This window comes from Mycobacterium sp. UM_WGJ, from assembly GCF_000455125.1.
In the GTDB taxonomy this organism is placed as follows: domain Bacteria; phylum Actinomycetota; class Actinomycetes; order Mycobacteriales; family Mycobacteriaceae; genus Mycobacterium.
Genome location: NZ_AUWR01000062.1, coordinates 19,704 through 37,255 on the forward strand (window position 1 = coordinate 19,704; position 17,552 = coordinate 37,255).

A 17,552-nucleotide genomic window follows, 5' to 3' on the forward strand; every position below is an offset into this window, starting at 1 on the left:
TGCCCGCGGAGAACACAGCCTCAGGGGAAGCGGGCCAGACAGCGATCGAAATCGCCGAGCACCCCGGTGCGGTAGGCGTCGATGCGCGAGAAGCCGGCCGGGACCGACTCGCCGTTGATGTCACCGGCGGCCAGGCCGTTGGTCAGCAGCCCGGCGACCGCCTCGTCCAGATCGCCCGCGGTCAATGCGATCCGGCCGCCGTTGGAGGTGGTGACGCCCTGGGACAGCCGGGTGGTGGCCACCCCGGTCAGGCACGCGGTGCGCAGCGCGGCCGCGGCGTTGTCGAGCACCAACCCGCCGTGTTCGATCTGCACGCGCTGCAGGTACCGCGAGACCAGCGCCGAATAGGCGGTGTTGTCACCGGACAGCGTGGCCAACTTCTGGTCCTTGCTGGGTGTGCCCATGGTCTGCAGGGCCGGCAGGTCGACCGCAATGGTGTTGGAGTCCGGACAGTACGAGACCGGTGGACTGGGCCGAGCGTCCGAGCATGACGATGCGACCGCGGCATCGAAGGTGAGTGTCGGTGGCTGGTCCGGCATGAACGCGATGTTCATCGCGTCGACGACCAGCCGTACCGATTCCTCGCTGACCGGAACCTCGCCGGTCTCGTCCTGTTGCAGTTGCACGGGTAGTTCACCGCGCCGCTGCTCGATCTCATTGGCGTCGATGGCATTACACGAGTCGGCGCCGTCGGTGAACCCGAACTGGAACGCTGAGATCCGCTCGAAGGCCGAGCCATGCTCGTTGTTGCCGATCGACTCGTCTGGACCGAGCAACGGATCACGCAGCGCCAGCATTGCGGCCAACACGCCATTGAGCCCGTCGCCGGTGCTCAGCGTGAAGCGGGGTGAATCCCCCTGAGCCACCCAGCGCAAGTAGACACCCGCCAAGCAGTCGGCCTGCTGCTCGGCCACCAGTGTCGGGGTCTGACGCCGCTTGGTGATGCCGGCGGTGCGGGCAATCGCGTGGCCGTACTCGTGCGCGAGCACCATGGTGATGGCCATGTCGCCATAGGCGCTGCGCAGTGCGGGCAGCAGCAGCCGGCGATCCCAGCCGATGGTGTTGTCCAGGTAGCAGTAGGCAGCGTTGACCAGCAGGAAAGTCCTGCTGTCACAGAACTTTCCGCGTAGCTGCGCCGGATCCCAAGACAGCAGTGACTTCGCCGGCCTGAACTCGCCGTCGAAGGTGTTGGGATAGGTCGTGGTCCAAAACGCCTCGAGGTCGCTGACCGATTGTGCGGCGAGCTGATCGATCCGTCCGCCGTCGGTGCCGTCGACCTCCCGGGTCGGCGGCGGGGCGTCAGGGCGCAGCCCGGTGGGGCCGTCGACCGCCTGCAAGCCACCCACCCGGAAGGGGTCGGCGAAGACCGACACGGGTTCCCCGTCGAGCATCCGGGCGCAACCGCTCAGCAATAACACCAATGTGCAGGAGGTGACGAGGACCCGGCGGGTCAGCGAGCCTCGACGAAGGAGAGGCGAAGCTGGGGCCGCCGCATTAATACGGTGCCGTCGGCGGGCAGGGCGCATGAGGTACCACGATAGTGGGCTTAGCCCCCGCGCAGCCGCTGCAGCGCTAGTTGCACTTTGGCGGCGTCAGTGGTGCCCCAGAACGGCGGCAGCGAGGCGCGCAGATATCCGGCGTAACGGGCGGTGGCCATCCGGGAGTCGAGTACCGCCACCACGCCCCGGTCGTCGGTCCCGCGCAGCAGCCGGCCGGCGCCCTGGGCCAGCAGCAGAGCCGCGTGGGTGGCGGCCACCGCCATGAAGCCGTTGCCACCGCGCGCGGTGATGGCGCGCTGCCGGGCGGTCAACAGCGGATCGTCGGGCCGCGGGAACGGGATGCGGTCGATGAGCACCAGCGACAGCGACGGTCCCGGTACGTCGACACCCTGCCACAGCGACAGCGTGCCGAACAGCGAGGTTTCGGCGTCATCGGCGAACTGCTCGACCAGCGCGCCCGTGGCGTCGTCGCCCTGGCACAGCACCGGGGTGTCGAGGCGCTCGCGCATCGCTTCGGCCGCGGCTCGTGCCGCCCGCATCGACGAAAACAAGCCCAGGGTGCGGCCGCCGGCCGCGGTGATCAGGGCGGTGATCTCATCGAGCTGTTCGGCCGTGCCGGTGCCGTCACGCCCGGGTGGCGGCAGATGTGCCGCGATGTAGAGGATGCCCGACTTGGCGTGCGCAAACGGCGAGCCGACATCAAGCCCCCGCCAGCGCGCGGCCTGGGGATCGTCGCCGCGCCGCAGACCCCAGTCGCCGGCCATGGCGTCGAAGGATCCGCCGACCGTCAGCGTCGCCGAGGTCAGCACCGTCGTTGCGCGGGCGAACAACCGCTCGCGCAGCAGGCCGGCTACCGACAGCGGCGCCACCCGCAGCACGGCCCGCACCGAGCCCCGGTTGTCCTCGTGGCTGAGCCAGACCACGTCGTAGCGGTCGGGGATCGCCGGTTCGAACGAGGTCAGGATCCGGGAAGCGGTGTCGGCGATCTCGGTCAGCGCGGCGACCGACTCCTTGCGTGCCGCGGCGGCCTTGGGATCGGCGGGGGCGGTGTCAATCGCGGCGCGGGCCGCACCGGCGGCATCACGCAGGGCCGCCAGATAGGTGGCCAGCTCGTCGTCGAGGTGATCCATCCGGCCGGGCGTGCCGTCGTGGATCGCCGAGCCGAACGTGAGCGATGCGGCATCGAGGCGCTGAACCAATTCGGGGGAGACCAACCGCGCGACGCGGCGCACCGCGACGCTGAGCATGGTCGCGCTGAGCTCGGCGGTGGCCACCGAGGTCACCCGGTCGGCGAGTTCGTGCGCTTCGTCGATCACCAGCAGACGATGCTCGGGCAGCACGGTGGTGTCGGAGATGGCGTCGATGGCCAGCAGTGCGTGGTTGGTGACGACGACATCGGCCTCGGCAGCGACGGCGCGGGCCCGCTCGGCAAAGCAGTCCGTGCCGTATTGGCAGCGCACGGCGCCCACGCATTCCCGCGCCGAGACGCTGACTTGCGACCAGGACCGTTCCGGTACACCGGGTTTGAGGTCGTCGCGGTCACCGGTGTCGGTGTCTTCAGCCCACGCGGTCAGCCGCTGTACGTCGCGGCCCAGTGCGCTTGCCGCGAACGGATCGAACAGCTCGGCCTGCGGCTCAGCGTCGGACTCTTCGGCGATGCCGGTATGGACCTTGTTCAAGCACAAGTAATTCCGTCGCCCCTTGAGCAGGGCGAAGGTGGGGCGCCGGGGCAGCACCTTTTCCAGGGCGCCGGCCAGCCGCGGCAGGTCACGGTCCACCAGCTGGCGTTGCAGTGCGATGGTCGCGGTCGACACCACGACCGGGTTTTCGTCGGCCAACGCCCGCGCGATCGCCGGCACCAGGTAGGCCAGCGACTTGCCGGTACCGGTGCCGGCCTGCACCGCCAGATGCTCGCCGGTATCGAAACAGCGTGCCACCGCCTCGGCCATACGGACCTGGCCCTCGCGTTCGCTGCCACCCAGTGCGGCTACCGCGGCGGCGAGCAGCTCGGATACGGACGGGTCAGCCATGGTGTGCACACGGTAGCCCGCTTTGGGATCCGCATGCGCATTCGTCAGGTCGTGGCGGCGGACCGGGCGGTAGCCACACCGGCGCCCGCGCCCCACCATTTTCCCACCGACGGCCGCTACCCTGAGGCGATGAGCAGCCAGCGATTGCCAGGCGGCGCAGTGCACGAACTACCGGAAGACCTGCGCGACGGACTGTTGGTCAGCCCCACCGCACTTGAGGCGTGGCTGAGCATTACGACTTTGGCCCGCAACGAGTTCATCTGCTGGGTCGAAGACGCCAAGCAGCAGGTCACCCGCGAGCGCCGGATTCGGCGAACTCGTGAGGAACTCGAGGAAGGCAAGCGGCGCCCGTGCTGCTGGCCGGGGTGCAAGCACCGGGAACGCAACGGCAAGTAGGACCGCGCTCAGGCGCCGCCGGGAACTAGCCGGGTCGGGATCGCCGGCTCGCCGTGCGCGAGTTTGAGCCCCTCCCAGGGCAGGCTGTGCAGGCCGGCCACCACGCGCTCGCGCGCCGCGGCCAGCGCCGTCGCCCCGGTGTCGGTCACCACCTCACCGCCGCGTACCAGTGGCACGGTCAAGGGCCGGGCCCGCGCGTCCGTCGTCGGCGGGTGCCCGGCCGGGTAGACGACCTCGTCGGTGACGATGCCGCTTTCGCGGGCGACCCGTAGCGCCTGTTTGAGTCCGCCTTGGGACTCTTTGCCGGTGCTGCGCTTGGACACCGGCTTGCCGTCCACTTCGACCAGTTTGTAGACGAAACCGGCTGCGGGAACTCCTGAGCCGGTCACCAGCGCGGTGCCGACGCCGTAGCTGTCCACCGGCGCCGCCCGCAGCGCGGCGATGCCGTACTCGTCGAGGTCACCGGAGACCACGATCTTGGTGTTGGTGGCCCCCAGCCGGTCCAGCTGGTGACGGACCTGATGGGCCAACACCCCCAACTCACCGGAGTCGATGCGCACCGCGCCGAGCCCCGGGCCGGCCGCTGCGACGGCGTTGGCCACCCCGGTGGTGACGTCGTAAGTGTCCACCAGCAGCGTGGTGTCGACACCCTGCGCAGCGACCTGGGCGCGAAACGCCGCCACCTCGCCGTCGGGCCCGGTATGCAACAGCGTGAAGGCGTGCGCGCTGGTGCCCAGCACCGGCACGCCGAAGCGCTGGTGTGCCGCCAGATTGGAGGTTCCGGCAAAGCCCGCCAGGTAGGCGGCCCGGGCCGCAGCCACGGCGGCCTGCTCGTGCGTGCGACGTGAGCCCATCTCGATCAGGGGCCGTCCGCCGGCGGCGTTGACCATGCGAGCGGCCGCCGAGGCGATCGCGCTGTCGTGATTGAAGATCGACAGCAGCAGCGTTTCCAGCACGACACACTCGGCGAAACTGCCCTGTACGTTGAGCACTGGCGACGCGGCGAAATACAGCTCCCCTTCGGGGTAGCCGTCGATGTCGCCGCGGAAGCGGAAATCCGCCAGGAAATTGACGGTCTGGCGATCAAGGAACCCCGAGAGCAGGCTCAGCGCGGCGTCGTCGAAGGTGAACCCGGCCAGGGCCTGAAGGAACCGTCCGGTGCCGGCCACCACCCCGTAGCGGCGTGCCTCGGGGAGGCGGCGCGTGAACACTTCAAAGCCGGCCGGTCGAGCCGCCGTGCCGTCGCGCAGCGCCGCGGCGAGCATGGTCAGCTCGTACTTGTCGGTGAGCAGTCCGCCGCCCTGGGCCGAGTGGTTCACCCGCCAACCGTATCGACTGGACTGCACCCCACCTCGGCTCGGTATCCTGACCGGTATGGCCACGTCAGTACCGACGTCCGCCCCGGTGAAACCGCAGGGCACCGGACAGCGGCACGCCGACCCGGTCGAGGAGACGGCTTCGCCCTGGGTGACCATCGTCTGGGACGACCCGGTCAACTTGATGACCTATGTGACCTACATCTTTCAGAAGCTGTTCGGCTACAGCGAGCAGCACGCGACCAAGCTGATGCTGCAGGTGCACCACGAGGGCAAGGCCGTGGTGTCGGCGGGAAGCCGTGAGTCGATGGAAGTCGACGTGTCCAAGCTGCATGCCGCCGGTTTGTGGGCGACCATGCAGCAGGACCGCTGAGACCCAACCGAAGGGAACCGGACTTCACCGTGCAGAAATGGAAGCGGGTCGAGACCGACGACGGACCCCGCTTCCGGTCTGCGCTGGCCCTTCACGAGGCCGCGCTGCTCCGGAATCTGGTCGGCTCGATCGTCGAGATGCTCGACGCGCGCGAGGCTGCTTCTCCGCCAGACGAACTTGAACGGATCACCGGGATACGAACCGGCAACACTCGAACACCCGAAGACGCCACGACACGCCGGCTGCTGCCGGATTTCTATCGCCCGGAGGGTGATGCGGACGTTTCCGCGATCGACGCAGATGGCCTGAACGCGGCGCTGCGCAGTCTGCATGAACCAGGCATCATCGACGCGAAACGTGTTGCGGCACAACAGGTCCTGGCCACTGTTCCGGAACAGGGCGGTCGATTCGAGCTGACCGAGGAGCAGGCCAACGCCTGGATTGCCGCGGTCAACGACATCCGCCTCGCGCTGGGAGCCGTGCTCAAGATAGGTCCCGACGGCCCGGATCAGTTGTCCGCGGGTGATCCAATGGCTGGACAGCTCAACGTGTATCAGTGGCTCACCGTGCTGCAGGAATTCCTGGTGGTCGCGCTGATGGGAAGGCCCAGACGATGACAGGCATGGGTTCGATCACCGATGTCGCCGGCATCCGGGTGGGCCACCACCAGCGGATCGATCCGGAGGCGACACTTGGCTCCGGCTGGGCCACCGGCGTCACCGTCGTGCTGGCGCCACCCGGGACGGTCGGCGCCGTCGACGGTCGCGGTGGAGCACCGGGCACTCGCGAAACCGACCTGCTGGACCCGGCCAACAGCGTGCGCTGGGTGGACGCCGTGGTGCTCTCTGGCGGCAGCGCCTACGGACTGGCGACCGCCGACGGTGTGATGACCTGGTTGGAGGAGCAGGGCCGGGGTGTGGCGCTGGAGGGCGGCGTGGTGCCGATCGTGCCGGCCGCGGTCATCTTCGACCTGCCCGTCGGCGGCTGGGACTGCCGGCCCACCGCAGAATTCGGCTACGCCGCCGCGGCCGCGGCCGCCGGCCCCGACGGTCAGCAACCGTTGTCGGGCAGCGTCGGTGCCGGCGCCGGGGCCCGGGCCGGGGTCTTCAAGGGTGGCGTGGGCACCGCATCGATGACACTGGAGCTCGGGGACGACGTGGTCACCGTGGGCGCCATGGTCGTGGTGAATCCGACCGGTGAACTCATCGATCCCACCACCGGGTTGCCCTGGTCGACGCTGCTCATCGAAGAATTCGGTCTGACGGCACCGCCGTCCGAACAGCTGGCGATCCTGGCCGGCCTGGAGCCCAAATCAATGTCCCTCAACACCACCATCGCCGTGGTGGCCACCGACGCCGCGCTGAGCCCGGCCGGCTGCCGCCGGGTGGCGATCGCCGGGCAGGACGGGCTGGCCCGCACCATCCGGCCCTCGCACACTCCGGTCGACGGCGACGTGGTGTTCGCCTTATCGACCGGGACCGTCGAGGTTCCGCCGCTGCCGGGAACACCGGCCGCGATGTCCCCGGAGACGGGCCTGATTGCCGAGGTCGGTGCCGCCGCGGCGGACTGTCTGGCCCGAGCGGTGCTGTCGGGCTTGTTGTGTGCTGATCCGGTGGCCGGAATCCCGACCTACCGCGGCACCGTGCCGGGCGCATTCGCCGAGCGGCTCGGTGACCGATCGGGAAGGGCGTGAGGTGGGCGTGACTTCCCGCGGGGGAACCGCACCCGCACCGCAACCCGAAGAGAAGTCCGTCTGGCGCACCGGCGGGGCCACCATCATCGCTTTCGTCGGGCTGCTCTACCTGATCGAAGCCGTCGATCAGGTCGGCGGTCACCAGCTGGACCGCAACGGCATCCGGCCGCTGGAGACCGACGGCTTGTGGGGGGTGCTGTTTGCGCCGCTGCTGCACGCGAACTGGGCGCACCTGCTGGCCAACACCGGCCCCGCGCTGGTGCTGGGCTTCTTGTTGACTTTGACTGGGCTGTCTCGGTTTGTGCTGGCCACCGCCATCGTGTGGATTGTCGGGGGACTGGGGACATGGTTGATCGGCAACGTCGGGTCGTCGTGCGGGCCGACGGACCACATCGGTGCCTCTGGCCTGATCTTCGGCTGGCTGGCCTTTTTGGTGGTGTTCGGATGGTTCACTCGCCATCTCTGGCAGATCCTGGTCGGCGTCGTAGTGCTATTCCTCTACGGCGGAATCCTGTGGGGAGCGGTGCCGGTGCTGAACGTATGCGGTGGGGTGTCCTGGCAGGGCCACCTGTGCGGGGCGCTCGCCGGCGTGCTGGCCGCCTACTGGCTGGCGGCTCCCGAGCGTAAGGCCCGGACACTGCGTCGGGGGGCGGGTGCGTGAGCCCGATCGGAATCTTCGACTCCGGCGTCGGCGGGCTGACTGTGGCCCGATCGATCATCGACCAGCTGCCCGACGAGGACATCATCTACGTCGGCGACACCGGCAACGGTCCTTACGGCCCGCTGACCATCCCCGAGGTCCGTGCGCACGCCCTGGCCATCGGGGACGACCTGGTCTCGCGGGGCATCAAGGCGTTGGTGATCGCCTGCAACACCGCCTCGGCGGCGTGCCTGCGCGACGCGCGGGAACGCTATGACGTGCCGGTCGTCGAGGTGATCCTGCCGGCGGTGCGCCGGGCGGTAGCAACCACCCGCAACGGCCGCATCGGGGTGATCGGGACGCAGGCAACCATCGCCAGTCACGCCTACCAGGATGCGTTCGCGGCGGCTCGTGACACCGATATCACCGCGGTGGCCTGCCCGCGCTTTGTCGACTTCGTCGAGCGCGGTATCACCAGCGGCCGTCAGGTGCTGGGGCTGGCCGAGGGCTATCTGGAGCCGCTGCAACGCGCGGGAGTCGACACCCTGGTGTTGGGCTGCACGCACTACCCGCTGTTGTCGGGATTGATCCAGCTCGCGATGGGTGATCAGGTGACGCTGGTGTCCAGCGCCGAAGAGACCGCCAAGGAACTGTTACGGGTGCTCACCGAGCGCGACTTGCTGCGCCCGCGTGAGGCCGCTCCGGCGACGCGGGTCTTCGAAGCCACCGGCGATCCGGAGGCATTCGCTGAACTGGCGACCCGCTTTCTGGGCCCGGCGATCACCGGCGTCGGAGCCGTCCACCGCCACGCCCCATTGCGCTAGCCCGTGATTTCGATGACGAATAGTGAGCAAAGCGCCGGTGTCTTCATCATGGTCGCGGCGAACATGGCACAGTAGGGAACGTGCGACTGACCGTGCTGGGCTGCTCCGGCAGTGTGGTGGGTCCGGACTCGCCGGCATCGGGATACCTGTTGCAGGCGCCGGACTCGCCGCCGCTGGTAATCGACTTCGGAGGTGGGGTTCTCGGCGCCCTGCAACGCCATGTCGATCCGGGGTCGGTGCATGTGCTGTTGTCGCACTTGCACGCCGACCACTGCCTGGATCTGCCCGGGTTGTTCGTCTGGCGCCGTTACCACCCATCGGTGGCGAGCAAGCCGTTCGACAAGGGGCTGCTCTACGGGCCCAGCGACACCTGGTCGCGGATGGGTGCGGCGTCCTCGCCCTACGGCGGCGAGATCGACGACATCACCGACATCTTCGACGTCCGCGCCTGGGTGGACGGTGAGCCCGTCACGTTCGGGGCGTTGCGCGTGCAGCCCGGACTGGTGGCGCATCCAACCGAGTCGTACGGCATGCGGATCATCGATCCGTCCGGCGCGACGCTGGTTTACAGCGCCGACACCGGCTTCTGCGATGCGGTGATCGAGCTGGCGCGCGGCGCCGATGTGTTCTTGTGCGAGGCGTCGTGGACCCATGACGCAACCCGGCCGCCCAACCTGCACCTGTCGGGAACCGAGGCCGGGCGCATCGCCGCGGCCGCGGGTGTCGGACAACTGCTGCTGACCCACATCCCGCCCTGGACTTCGCGCGAGGACGTGATCGGGGAGGCCAAGGCGGAGTTCGACGGTCCGGTGCACGCCGTGGTGTGCGACGAGTCGTTCGACATCAAGCGGTCCTGACACAGCATTTCGCACCCCCCGATAGGGTTATCCGCGTGTCCAAACGAGAAGACGGTCGCCTCGACGACGAGCTGCGCCCGGTTGTCATCACCCGCGGCTTCACCGCCAACCCGGCCGGATCGGTTCTGGTCGAGTTCGGCAACACCCGGGTCATGTGCACGGCCAGCGTCACTGAAGGCGTTCCGCGCTGGCGGAAGGGCTCCGGCCGCGGTTGGCTGACCGCCGAGTACGCCATGCTGCCGGCCGCCACCCACACCCGCTCGGATCGCGAATCGGTCAAGGGCCGAGTCGGCGGGCGAACTCAGGAGATCAGTCGGCTGGTGGGTCGCTCGCTGCGTGCCTGCATCGACCTGGCCGCGCTGGGGGAGAACACCATCGCGATCGACTGCGACGTCCTGCAGGCTGACGGCGGTACCCGTACCGCGGCGATCACCGGTGCCTATGTGGCGCTCGCCGATGCGGTCACCTACCTGTCGGCCGCAGGCAAGTTGTCGGACCCGCGCCCGTTGTCGTGCGCGATCTCAGCGGTCAGCGTCGGCGTGGTCGACGGCCGGGTCCGCGTCGACCTCCCCTATGAGGAGGACTCGCGCGCCGAGGTCGACATGAACGTGGTCGCCACCGACACCGGAACCCTGGTGGAGATCCAGGGCACTGGCGAGGGGGCGACGTTCCCGCGCTCGACCCTGGACAAGATGCTCGACGCGGCGCTGGCCGCCTGCGAGAAGCTGTTCGTGGTGCAGCGCGAAGCGCTGGCGTTGCCGTATCCGGGGGTGCTGCCGGAGGGGCCGGCGCCGAAGAAGGCGTTCGGCAGCTGACCGCGCCGGTGACGCAACTGCTGGTCGCCAGCCGCAACCGCAAGAAGCTGGCCGAACTGAGCCGGGTGCTGGAGCACGCCGGAGTCTCGGGCGTACAACTGGTTTCGCTGGATGAGGTGCCGCCGTATCCCGAAGCGCCGGAAACCGCGGCGACGTTCGAAGAGAACGCCCTGGCCAAAGCCCGTGACGGTTACGCTGCCACCGGATTGCCTTGTGTCGCAGATGATTCGGGCTTGACCGTCGCTGCGCTCAACGGTATGCCGGGGGTGCTGTCGGCGCGCTGGTCGGGCAGCCACGGCGATGACGCGGCCAACACCGCGCTGTTGCTGGCGCAGCTGCGCGACGTGCCCGACGAGCGGCGCGGCGCGGCGTTCGTCTCCGCGTGCGCGCTGGTCTGGGGCACCGGCCCCGAACACGAGGTGGTGGTGCGCGGCGAATGGGTCGGCAACATCGCCCGGGAACCGCACGGCGACGGCGGATTCGGCTACGACCCGGTGTTTGTCCCGGCGGGCACCGACCGCACCGCCGCGCAGTTGAGCCCGGCCGAAAAGGACGCCGCGTCGCACCGCGGCCGGGCGCTGGAGTTGCTGCTGCCGGCGCTGCGCTCGCTGGCCTAACGACGCCGCGGGGCTCAGAGGTTGAACTGGGCCTTGATGTTTCGGGACTGGAAGTGCTCGACGATGATGCCGAGCAGCGGAATGGTGCCCGACAGCAGCACCCCGACGGTCTTGCCGAGGGGCCAGCGGACCTTGACCGCCAGGTTGAACGCGGCCAGCAGGTAGGCGAAGTACACCCAGCCGTGCACCACGGCGATCCAGGTCGGCGGGTTGTCCACCTTGACCACGTAGCGCATCACGATCTCGTAGCACAGGGCGATCAGCCAGACACCCGTTGCCCACGCCATCACCCGGTAGGGCAGCAGCGCGCTGCGGATCTTCCCGACGGGGGCGGCCTGGGCGGGGGAGGAGGTCATGCGGTGTTCCTGTTCTGTCGGGCGTTCTCGGAGAGCTCGGCCAAATAGGCGTTGTACTCGCGCATCGCGGGGTCATCGGTGGGGGCGGCGGGCGCGGGCCGTTCCGGCAGCAGCCCCGCGGGTATCTCGGTCAGCGTGTCTTCGGGGTGCAGTTCGGGCGGCTCTTCTTCGTAGCGGACGAACTTGCGATAGGCGTACACGCAGAACCAGGCGAACAACGGCCACTGCAGCGCGTAGCCGAGATTCTGGAAGGTGCCGTTGACCTCTTGGAACCGGCTCCACTGCCACCAGCCCAGGCCCAGGCACGAGCTGGCGGCGACGATCACCAGCACGACCAGTGCAGGTCTCCGACGCCGTGTAGTGGACACCCCTTGACGGTACCGCGCTTGGTGCGGAATGCCGTCAGGCCTTCGGGCCGACGAACTCGTCGAGTCGCGCCGTGGCGGCTTTGCGATACACGGCGATCTGGTACGTGCTGTTCTGCGTCCACGGAATCCCGAGACGATCTAGCGCCGCACAGAACAGGCCGCGGATATCGTCGGAGCGGTTGGAGAAGTGGTAACGGACGCTTCGCACACCGCGGTCATTGGCCACCGTCCGGCAGCCGTCGCTGTCGATGAGGCCGCGAATGAACTCCTCGGTCGCCTGCTCGACGAGCGCTTGCTGCCACGCTTCCAGCCGGATCGGCCGATGATGCTTCTTGCCGGGGCCGTGCTGGGGGAAAAGGCAGGGCCAGTGTTTCGAGTACAGGTAAACCTCGATGCAATGATCGGAACGATGAAATGCCGCGGCGCGTTGACCAGGCATCAGTACGTCGATCGCGCTGCGGCAACGCTCAACGATTCGCGGGTACTTGGCATCGAGGGTGATCCTGAGACGGCATGCTCGGGCGTATTGGGAGATACAGCCATCGCCCAGGTACAGGCCGAGCAGGTAGCAGTATTCAGCTGCTGGTAGGCGAGAGAAATCATGGCTGCGGCCAGCAGATGCGTGCCGAACCTTGGGGCCATGCCGCCATTGACACACAGTGCGCCGAGGAACAGCGGTCTGGCGAGCGATAGCGCAGTCGCTGAGCCCCGAGGCGATGAGTCGCTGTACAGCGTCGAATTCCTCGGTGGATCGGATGTTCCGGCCTTTCCGCGCGTTGTGCCCAAACGTTAGTTCGGAACACCGACAGATTTTTCGATCGGCTGGCCCAGTAGAATTCGTGCGTCCGCGGGCGTGATGGAATTGGCAGACATGATGGCTTTAGGTGCCATTGCTCGAAAGAGCGTGAGGGTTCGAGTCCCTCCGCCCGCACCATTGGGAACTGGGTTGGCAGGGGGATGCCCCGAGCCCCTACAGCCCGAAGCTGTCCCAGATGCTCGACAGCGAACTCCAGAAGTCGGTGAGGTCACCCGACAGATTCCCGGTTGGGTCGGCGACGCCGAGCAGGTCCGGCCAGACCTGCAGCGGGTTCCACCCACCCAACTCCGTTGGTACCGAGGGAACGTCGACGCCGCTGTCCGGGCCTCCGGTTCCGGTCCAGGGACCCAGGTACCCCGGGTCGGTCATCAGCCCCGAATTGACGAGAAGCTCGGCCAGGTTGGGGTTGATGCTGTTGAGGTAGTCAACGATCTGCGCCTCGGTGCCCGGGTTCAGCGTGAGCACCCCGGTTTGCAGGCCGGCCACGGTGGCGTCGATCTGGTCTTGGGTCGGCGCGTTCGCCAGACCTGAACTGTTGAGGCTGAGCCATTCGCTGATCAGCGGGCTGGGCGGCCCGACGTTTTGGATGGACTGCACCAGGTCCGCCGTGGTGAGACCGAAGGGCGGCGCGAACGGAGGCTGGTCGCACAACGCCGGGCACAGCGGGCTGCCGGGGGAGAACGGGTCGAAGTCCACCACCGCCCCTGCGGCCAAAGCCTTCAGGGCCTCGGATACGTCGTCCGGGCCGACCAGCTGGAAGCCGTTCGGATTGACCGGCGCCTCCAGGCTCTGAAACCACTGTTCGAACGGCCCGAGCGGGTTGAGCTGAACGTTGACCCCTGACCACGGCATCAAGTTCTGCCCGTCGGGTCCGGAGGCGGTGCCCGGGAAGCCGAAGCCCGGTTGAGCCTGACTGCCCGGTACCGCGTCGAGCGGGGCGCCGGGCACCGAACCGCCCGGGCCGATACCCGCTGAAGGGTCCGCGATTCCGGCGGCCGTCGGGTTGGCGGTGTCAGCTGCTGTGCTGGGGAACTGATATCCGTTGAGCAGCTGCTGCAACGGCACCTGCAACCAGTGGCTGAATAGCGGCAACTGGTTGTCGGCATTGGGAAAGTTTGTGAACACCTTCTCGAAGTCGATCAACTTGTCGATCCCGGTGACACCGGTGATCGGGTCCGTCGGCACCATCGGGGCGCATTGGACGGCGTCGCACGAGGCGCTGACGGGGAGCTCGGCTGCGGCCAGCATGGCGAACTGCTGCCCCAGGCCCGCGGTCCCGTTTGCCAGCAGGGTCGGATCGATCTCTGGCTGGTCGAGGCCTGAGACCTGCGGAGCGAACGGAAACAGGTAGTCGAAGATGGCCATGAAGTGCCCCGGGTCGCCGGGGTCCTCGCCCCACAGGTTCGTCGCGCTCGGCGTCCACCAGGTGCCGGTCCAGAAAAAGGAGTCAGCGAGTACATCGGTGGCGGCGACTTCGTTGGCCGGAACATTGAAGAGGTCTTGGGCCAGGTTGAAGGGGACGGCGAGCAGGGAGTCGCCGGCAACCAGGCGCACCGCCCGCTCGACAGCCGACCTCCCCGCCGGCCACGGCGTGACCGGCGCGACGGTGGCCGCGACCACTACGCTCGCCGCGGCCAGCAACCAGCCCGTCCGCGCATGCCGATGGCAGAGTGGTGCGTTGATCATGTCTTCCCCCGATAGTCAGACCACCCAGGTGGTTCGACCGTCCCCCTTGACGGCGCATCAGCCGGGCGGTCCTGCGAAGACGAGCGCGACCTGCTGTACGCGTGAGACGAACGATAGACCGGGTTTCTGATAGGCCCATCCCATCCAGCTAATAAATTCGACGCCGCGCGTCGCGACGCCGTCTTGGGGGATAGAAGGCCTTTGAACAGCTATTCTGTTCCGCGACAGTAGGGAAAATGGTGCGCTCGACAGCCGACTGTCAGCACCCCTACAGCTAATACGGGGGTGAAGCGGCTGTAGTGAAGGACGAAGGTCGGTTCGCCGGCCGCTCAAGTTCGCCCCGCCGGTGCTCCCGCCGGTGTCAGAATGAACGATGCAGTCGTCCGAGGATTGGTGCAACACGATGAAAACGTGGGTGGCCAGCGCTTTCAGCGTCGCGATGGTTGGTGCCGGGGGTCTTGTGCCACTACCGGTTGCCGCAGCGCAACCTGACGAAGACCAGGTGTTCTTCGGCGAACTGCAGCAACAGGGGTTGCATCTCGACTACGACAAACAGATCTGCGGCAGCATCAAGTGCGAGTCGCTGCGCAATCTGATGGTGCAGGAGGGCCACGCGGTCTGCGTGGCGCTGAGCGATTCGCCCCGGCTGGTGCCGGTTTCGGTCATCGCGAATCTGGAAGTGACACCCGACGAGGCGCACGCCATCATCAACGCGGCTCGGCACGCCTACTGCCCGCAGCTGCCGGATCCGTATCTACATGTACCGGGGCGCTGATTGGTTCAATGCTCGGAGACGGCCACCGGTATGGGAGTTTCCCCGAACGTCTCGGAGTCTCGTGCCCTGCGCGCGTAGATCACCACGCCGACAGCGGCCACCGCCCAGACGACGTACTGCATGGTCCAGGCCAGCCGGAACGCGGCGAATGAGTAGCCGCCGGTCATTGCGATGACCACCCCCATCGCCTGCATGATGAGCAGGGTGGCGATGAAGCCGCCGGTATTGACCATGCCTTGCGCGGTGCCCAACGAGGCCGGCGGGTTGTAGGTGCGGGCAAAGTCGAAGGCCAGCATCGACACTGGCTGGCCCGCCGAGATCACCAGGATCAGCACCACCAACAGCCAGTGCGGCGCGGGCTGCGGCAGCGCCAGCAGCACCGTCCAGGTCAGCGCGATCAGCGCCATCATGGTCAGCGCCACCCGCGAACGGTGCCCCGGCCAACGTCCCGAAATCGTTCCGGCCAGCAGTCCCACCACGATGAAGGGCAGTACCGACAGCGTCAGCGCCGCGCCCGCCATGCCGCGCGAAAGGCCTTGCGCGGTCGTCAGGTATGGCACCCCCCACATCAGCGCGAACACGCCGGGGGAGAACGCGTTGCCCATGTGGGTGTAAAAGCCCGCCTTAGTCCCCGGCCGCGACCACACGGTCTTAATCTCACCGAACGCGTCGCCGAAGCTTCGTGCGTGCACGGCGGTCGGCGTTCCCGGCGGGGCGTCGCGGGTGACGGCCAGTGTCAGCATGCCGGCGAACAGGCCCAGCCCTGCGGCCGACAGGTAGGCGGCCGTCCAGCCGCCGTGCAGCAGGATCGCCAGGAACGGCACCGCCGAGAGGAACTGGCCGAACTGGCCGCAGATGCCGGTCAGTTGGGTGAGCAGCGGAACACGCTTGGGGGCAAACCAATTGGGCAGCAGGCGGATGACCGAGATGAAGATGAACGAGTCGCCCAGGCCGATGACGCCGTACGCGCCGACCGCGGTGGGAAGCGAATGGGTCAGTGACAGCGTCAGTTGGGCGGCGGAGAGCACCAGGACGCCGGTGGCGATCATCGCCCGGGGGCCGAAGCGGTCCAAGAGCACTCCGGCCGGAATCTGCATGGCCGCGTAGATGACCAATTGCACGATCACGAACGACGACAGCGTGCTCGGGCCGGCGTGGAAGCGATCGGCGGCGTCGAGGCCCGAGACTCCGAAAGTGGTTCGGTCCAGCACGGCCACCAAATAGGACAGCAGGCCGGTGCCCCACACGATCCAGGGACGCAATTCGGGCCTACCTTGTCTGTCTTTTGCCGGACACCGGCTATGGTCGCACACGATTTCGGCACGGTTTTCGCCGGTGACCGGCCAAAACTGCGCCAAAGTCTGTCCTAGTCTGTGTCGCGTGATGTTTTCACGGCGCGACGTATTCAAACTCACCGCGGCGGCAGGACTCGGCGCCGGGGCTTCGGCGCTGCTCTCCGCGGTCGCCGAGGCGGCGCCGCTGGGCATTCTGCTGGACTACTCGGCCGGGGTTTTGCCGGCCGACGCCATCAAGGCGTCCGGCGCGGCGGGTGCGATCCGCTATGTGTCGGACCGTCGGCCGGGTGCCGACTGGATGCTCGGCAAGCCGATGCAGCTGGCCGAGGCGCGCGACCTGCAGGAGAACGGACTCACGGTGGTCTCCTGCTACCAGTTCGGAAAGCAGGCGACGGCGGATTGGCTGGGCGGCCAAGACGCGGGTGTAGACCACGCCAAGCGTGGCGCGCAGCTGCACACGGCGGCCGGTGGTCCGGACAGTGCGCCGATCTACGCCTCCATCGACGACAATCCGTCCTTCGAGCAGTACAAAGAGCAGGTTGCTCCCTACCTGCGGGGCTGGCAGTCGGTGATCGGGCCGGAGCGCACCGGTGTCTACGCCAACTCCAAAACCATTGAGTGGGCGCTGCAGGACGGTCTGGGCTCGTGCTTCTGGCAACACAACTTCGGCTCACCCGGCGGTGTCGCCCATCCGGCGGCCAACTTGCATCAAGTCGAGATCGACAGGCGCACGGTCGGCGGCATTGGTGTGGACATTAACGAGATCCTGGTGCCCCAGTTCGGTCAGTGGGCCTGACCAAGCTCCGGCCCGCCGTCCGCCCAGCAAACCAGCTCCGAAACGGGCTGCGAAGGCCTGGGATCACCGGGCCCGTTCAGGCTCGGAGCCCCGGGCACCGCCAAACCCAGTTGGCCTGGCTGATTCAAACATAACGATTAGATAACAATGGAGCCTTGATCAGCGTCGTTATGGCTACTCGACCGTAACCCCACGCATGCAGGACGTTTGTCCCGGATCGTTCCGGCCGTGGTCAAGGCCCGTGATATCCGAGGCTGGGTTACCCGAGCGTAGAACTCACCAGTAACCAATTTGCTGCCGAAACGGCACAGGTTCTTATGACACTCTTACGGCTGTAGCGCGGCCGCGAACACGCGAGAACCCGCTGTTAGGCCGGTCATTCCGGCCGGCGTCGAAGAC

19 protein-coding genes and 1 tRNA gene are annotated in these 17,552 nt (G+C 67.7%); 12 read left to right on the forward strand and 8 right to left on the reverse strand.

All coding sequences use genetic code 11. From position 1 onward, the window contains the following. Positions 1-20: 20 nt before the first annotated feature. Positions 21-1,391 (reverse strand): neutral zinc metallopeptidase, encoded by a 1,371-nt coding sequence (locus N416_RS0117855; RefSeq protein WP_369797614.1) that lies wholly within the window; start codon positions 1,389-1,391, stop codon positions 21-23. A gap of 155 nt (positions 1,392-1,546) precedes the next feature. Beyond that, positions 1,547-3,529, reverse strand: a complete 1,983-nt coding sequence (locus tag N416_RS0117860) for an ATP-dependent DNA helicase (protein ID WP_036458483.1) — start codon at positions 3,527-3,529, stop codon at positions 1,547-1,549. Between the two features lie 129 nt (positions 3,530-3,658). Between N416_RS0117860 and N416_RS0117865 the strand changes: the two genes are divergently transcribed. Further along, positions 3,659-3,925 carry a YdeI/OmpD-associated family protein gene (locus N416_RS0117865; RefSeq protein WP_024443470.1) on the forward strand — a complete coding sequence of 89 codons (267 nt, stop codon included), beginning with the start codon at positions 3,659-3,661 and terminating at the stop codon, positions 3,923-3,925. A gap of 8 nt (positions 3,926-3,933) precedes the next feature. On the opposite strand, the gene N416_RS0117870 is transcribed toward N416_RS0117865, so the two are convergent. Beyond that, positions 3,934-5,244 (reverse strand): nicotinate phosphoribosyltransferase, encoded by a 1,311-nt coding sequence (locus N416_RS0117870; RefSeq protein ID WP_024443471.1) that lies wholly within the window; start codon positions 5,242-5,244, stop codon positions 3,934-3,936. Positions 5,245-5,299: 55 nt separating this feature from the next. On the opposite strand from N416_RS0117870, the gene clpS reads away from it, so the two are divergent. The 8 genes from clpS (at position 5,300) to N416_RS0117910 (ending at position 11,060) form a co-directional block, all read left to right on the forward strand. Further along, on the forward strand, positions 5,300-5,614 hold the full coding sequence (gene clpS / locus N416_RS0117875; protein ID WP_024443472.1) for an ATP-dependent Clp protease adapter ClpS: 315 nt from the start codon (positions 5,300-5,302) through the stop codon (positions 5,612-5,614). Between the two features lie 29 nt (positions 5,615-5,643). Further along, positions 5,644-6,231 (forward strand): DUF2017 domain-containing protein, encoded by a 588-nt coding sequence (locus N416_RS0117880; protein WP_024443473.1) that lies wholly within the window; start codon positions 5,644-5,646, stop codon positions 6,229-6,231. A gap of 5 nt (positions 6,232-6,236) precedes the next feature. Next, the gene (locus tag N416_RS0117885) at positions 6,237-7,307 is read left to right on the forward strand and encodes a P1 family peptidase (RefSeq protein ID WP_024443474.1); all 1,071 of its coding nucleotides are present in this window, start codon (positions 6,237-6,239) and stop codon (positions 7,305-7,307) included. 1 nt (position 7,308) lies between these two features. After that, positions 7,309-7,968, forward strand: a complete 660-nt coding sequence (locus N416_RS0117890) for a rhomboid family intramembrane serine protease (protein WP_036458466.1) — start codon at positions 7,309-7,311, stop codon at positions 7,966-7,968. After that, positions 7,965-8,771: a glutamate racemase gene (gene murI, locus N416_RS0117895; RefSeq protein WP_036458467.1), complete on the forward strand. Its 807-nt coding sequence runs from the start codon at positions 7,965-7,967 to the stop codon at positions 8,769-8,771. Before N416_RS0117890 ends, murI begins: the two co-directional genes overlap by 4 nt. A gap of 80 nt (positions 8,772-8,851) precedes the next feature. Further along, positions 8,852-9,628 carry a cyclic nucleotide-degrading phosphodiesterase gene (locus N416_RS0117900; protein WP_024443477.1) on the forward strand — a complete coding sequence of 259 codons (777 nt, stop codon included), beginning with the start codon at positions 8,852-8,854 and terminating at the stop codon, positions 9,626-9,628. Between the two features lie 35 nt (positions 9,629-9,663). Further along, on the forward strand, positions 9,664-10,443 hold the full coding sequence (gene rph, locus N416_RS0117905; protein WP_024443478.1) for a ribonuclease PH: 780 nt from the start codon (positions 9,664-9,666) through the stop codon (positions 10,441-10,443). Continuing rightward, positions 10,440-11,060 (forward strand): non-canonical purine NTP pyrophosphatase, encoded by a 621-nt coding sequence (locus tag N416_RS0117910; protein WP_192830899.1) that lies wholly within the window; start codon positions 10,440-10,442, stop codon positions 11,058-11,060. Before rph ends, N416_RS0117910 begins: the two co-directional genes overlap by 4 nt. A 14-nt stretch (positions 11,061-11,074) precedes the next feature. Here the strand turns inward: N416_RS0117910 and N416_RS0117915 are convergent, their stop codons facing one another. Genes N416_RS0117915 through N416_RS0117925 form a run of 3 tightly spaced genes read right to left on the reverse strand, consistent with a single transcriptional unit; the run spans position 11,075 to position 12,541 of the window. Then, complete coding sequence (locus N416_RS0117915) at positions 11,075-11,416, reverse strand: DUF3817 domain-containing protein (RefSeq protein WP_024443480.1); 342 nt, start codon at positions 11,414-11,416, stop codon at positions 11,075-11,077. Then, positions 11,413-11,784: a hypothetical protein gene (locus tag N416_RS0117920; protein WP_024443481.1), complete on the reverse strand. Its 372-nt coding sequence runs from the start codon at positions 11,782-11,784 to the stop codon at positions 11,413-11,415. Before N416_RS0117920 ends, N416_RS0117915 begins: the two co-directional genes overlap by 4 nt. A gap of 34 nt (positions 11,785-11,818) precedes the next feature. After that, positions 11,819-12,541, reverse strand: coding sequence for an LAGLIDADG family homing endonuclease (locus N416_RS0117925; protein WP_024443482.1), 723 nt, complete (start codon positions 12,539-12,541; stop codon positions 11,819-11,821). Positions 12,542-12,631: 90 nt separating this feature from the next. Here N416_RS0117925 and N416_RS0117930 point away from each other — a divergent pair. Beyond that, positions 12,632-12,718, forward strand: a tRNA-Leu gene (locus tag N416_RS0117930). A gap of 36 nt (positions 12,719-12,754) precedes the next feature. On the opposite strand, the gene N416_RS0117935 is transcribed toward N416_RS0117930, so the two are convergent. Beyond that, the gene (locus N416_RS0117935) at positions 12,755-14,287 is read right to left on the reverse strand and encodes a hypothetical protein (protein WP_024443483.1); all 1,533 of its coding nucleotides are present in this window, start codon (positions 14,285-14,287) and stop codon (positions 12,755-12,757) included. Between the two features lie 403 nt (positions 14,288-14,690). Between N416_RS0117935 and N416_RS0117940 the strand changes: the two genes are divergently transcribed. Then, positions 14,691-15,062: a DUF732 domain-containing protein gene (locus tag N416_RS0117940; protein WP_036458485.1), complete on the forward strand. Its 372-nt coding sequence runs from the start codon at positions 14,691-14,693 to the stop codon at positions 15,060-15,062. 5 nt (positions 15,063-15,067) lie between these two features. On the opposite strand, the gene N416_RS0117945 is transcribed toward N416_RS0117940, so the two are convergent. Continuing rightward, positions 15,068-16,324 carry a nitrate/nitrite transporter gene (locus N416_RS0117945; protein WP_024443485.1) on the reverse strand — a complete coding sequence of 419 codons (1,257 nt, stop codon included), beginning with the start codon at positions 16,322-16,324 and terminating at the stop codon, positions 15,068-15,070. Positions 16,325-16,445: 121 nt separating this feature from the next. On the opposite strand from N416_RS0117945, the gene N416_RS0117950 reads away from it, so the two are divergent. After that, entirely contained in the window at positions 16,446-17,153 is a 708-nt protein-coding gene (locus tag N416_RS0117950) for a DUF1906 domain-containing protein (RefSeq protein WP_036458471.1), read from the forward strand. Positions 17,154-17,552: the final 399 nt, after the last annotated feature.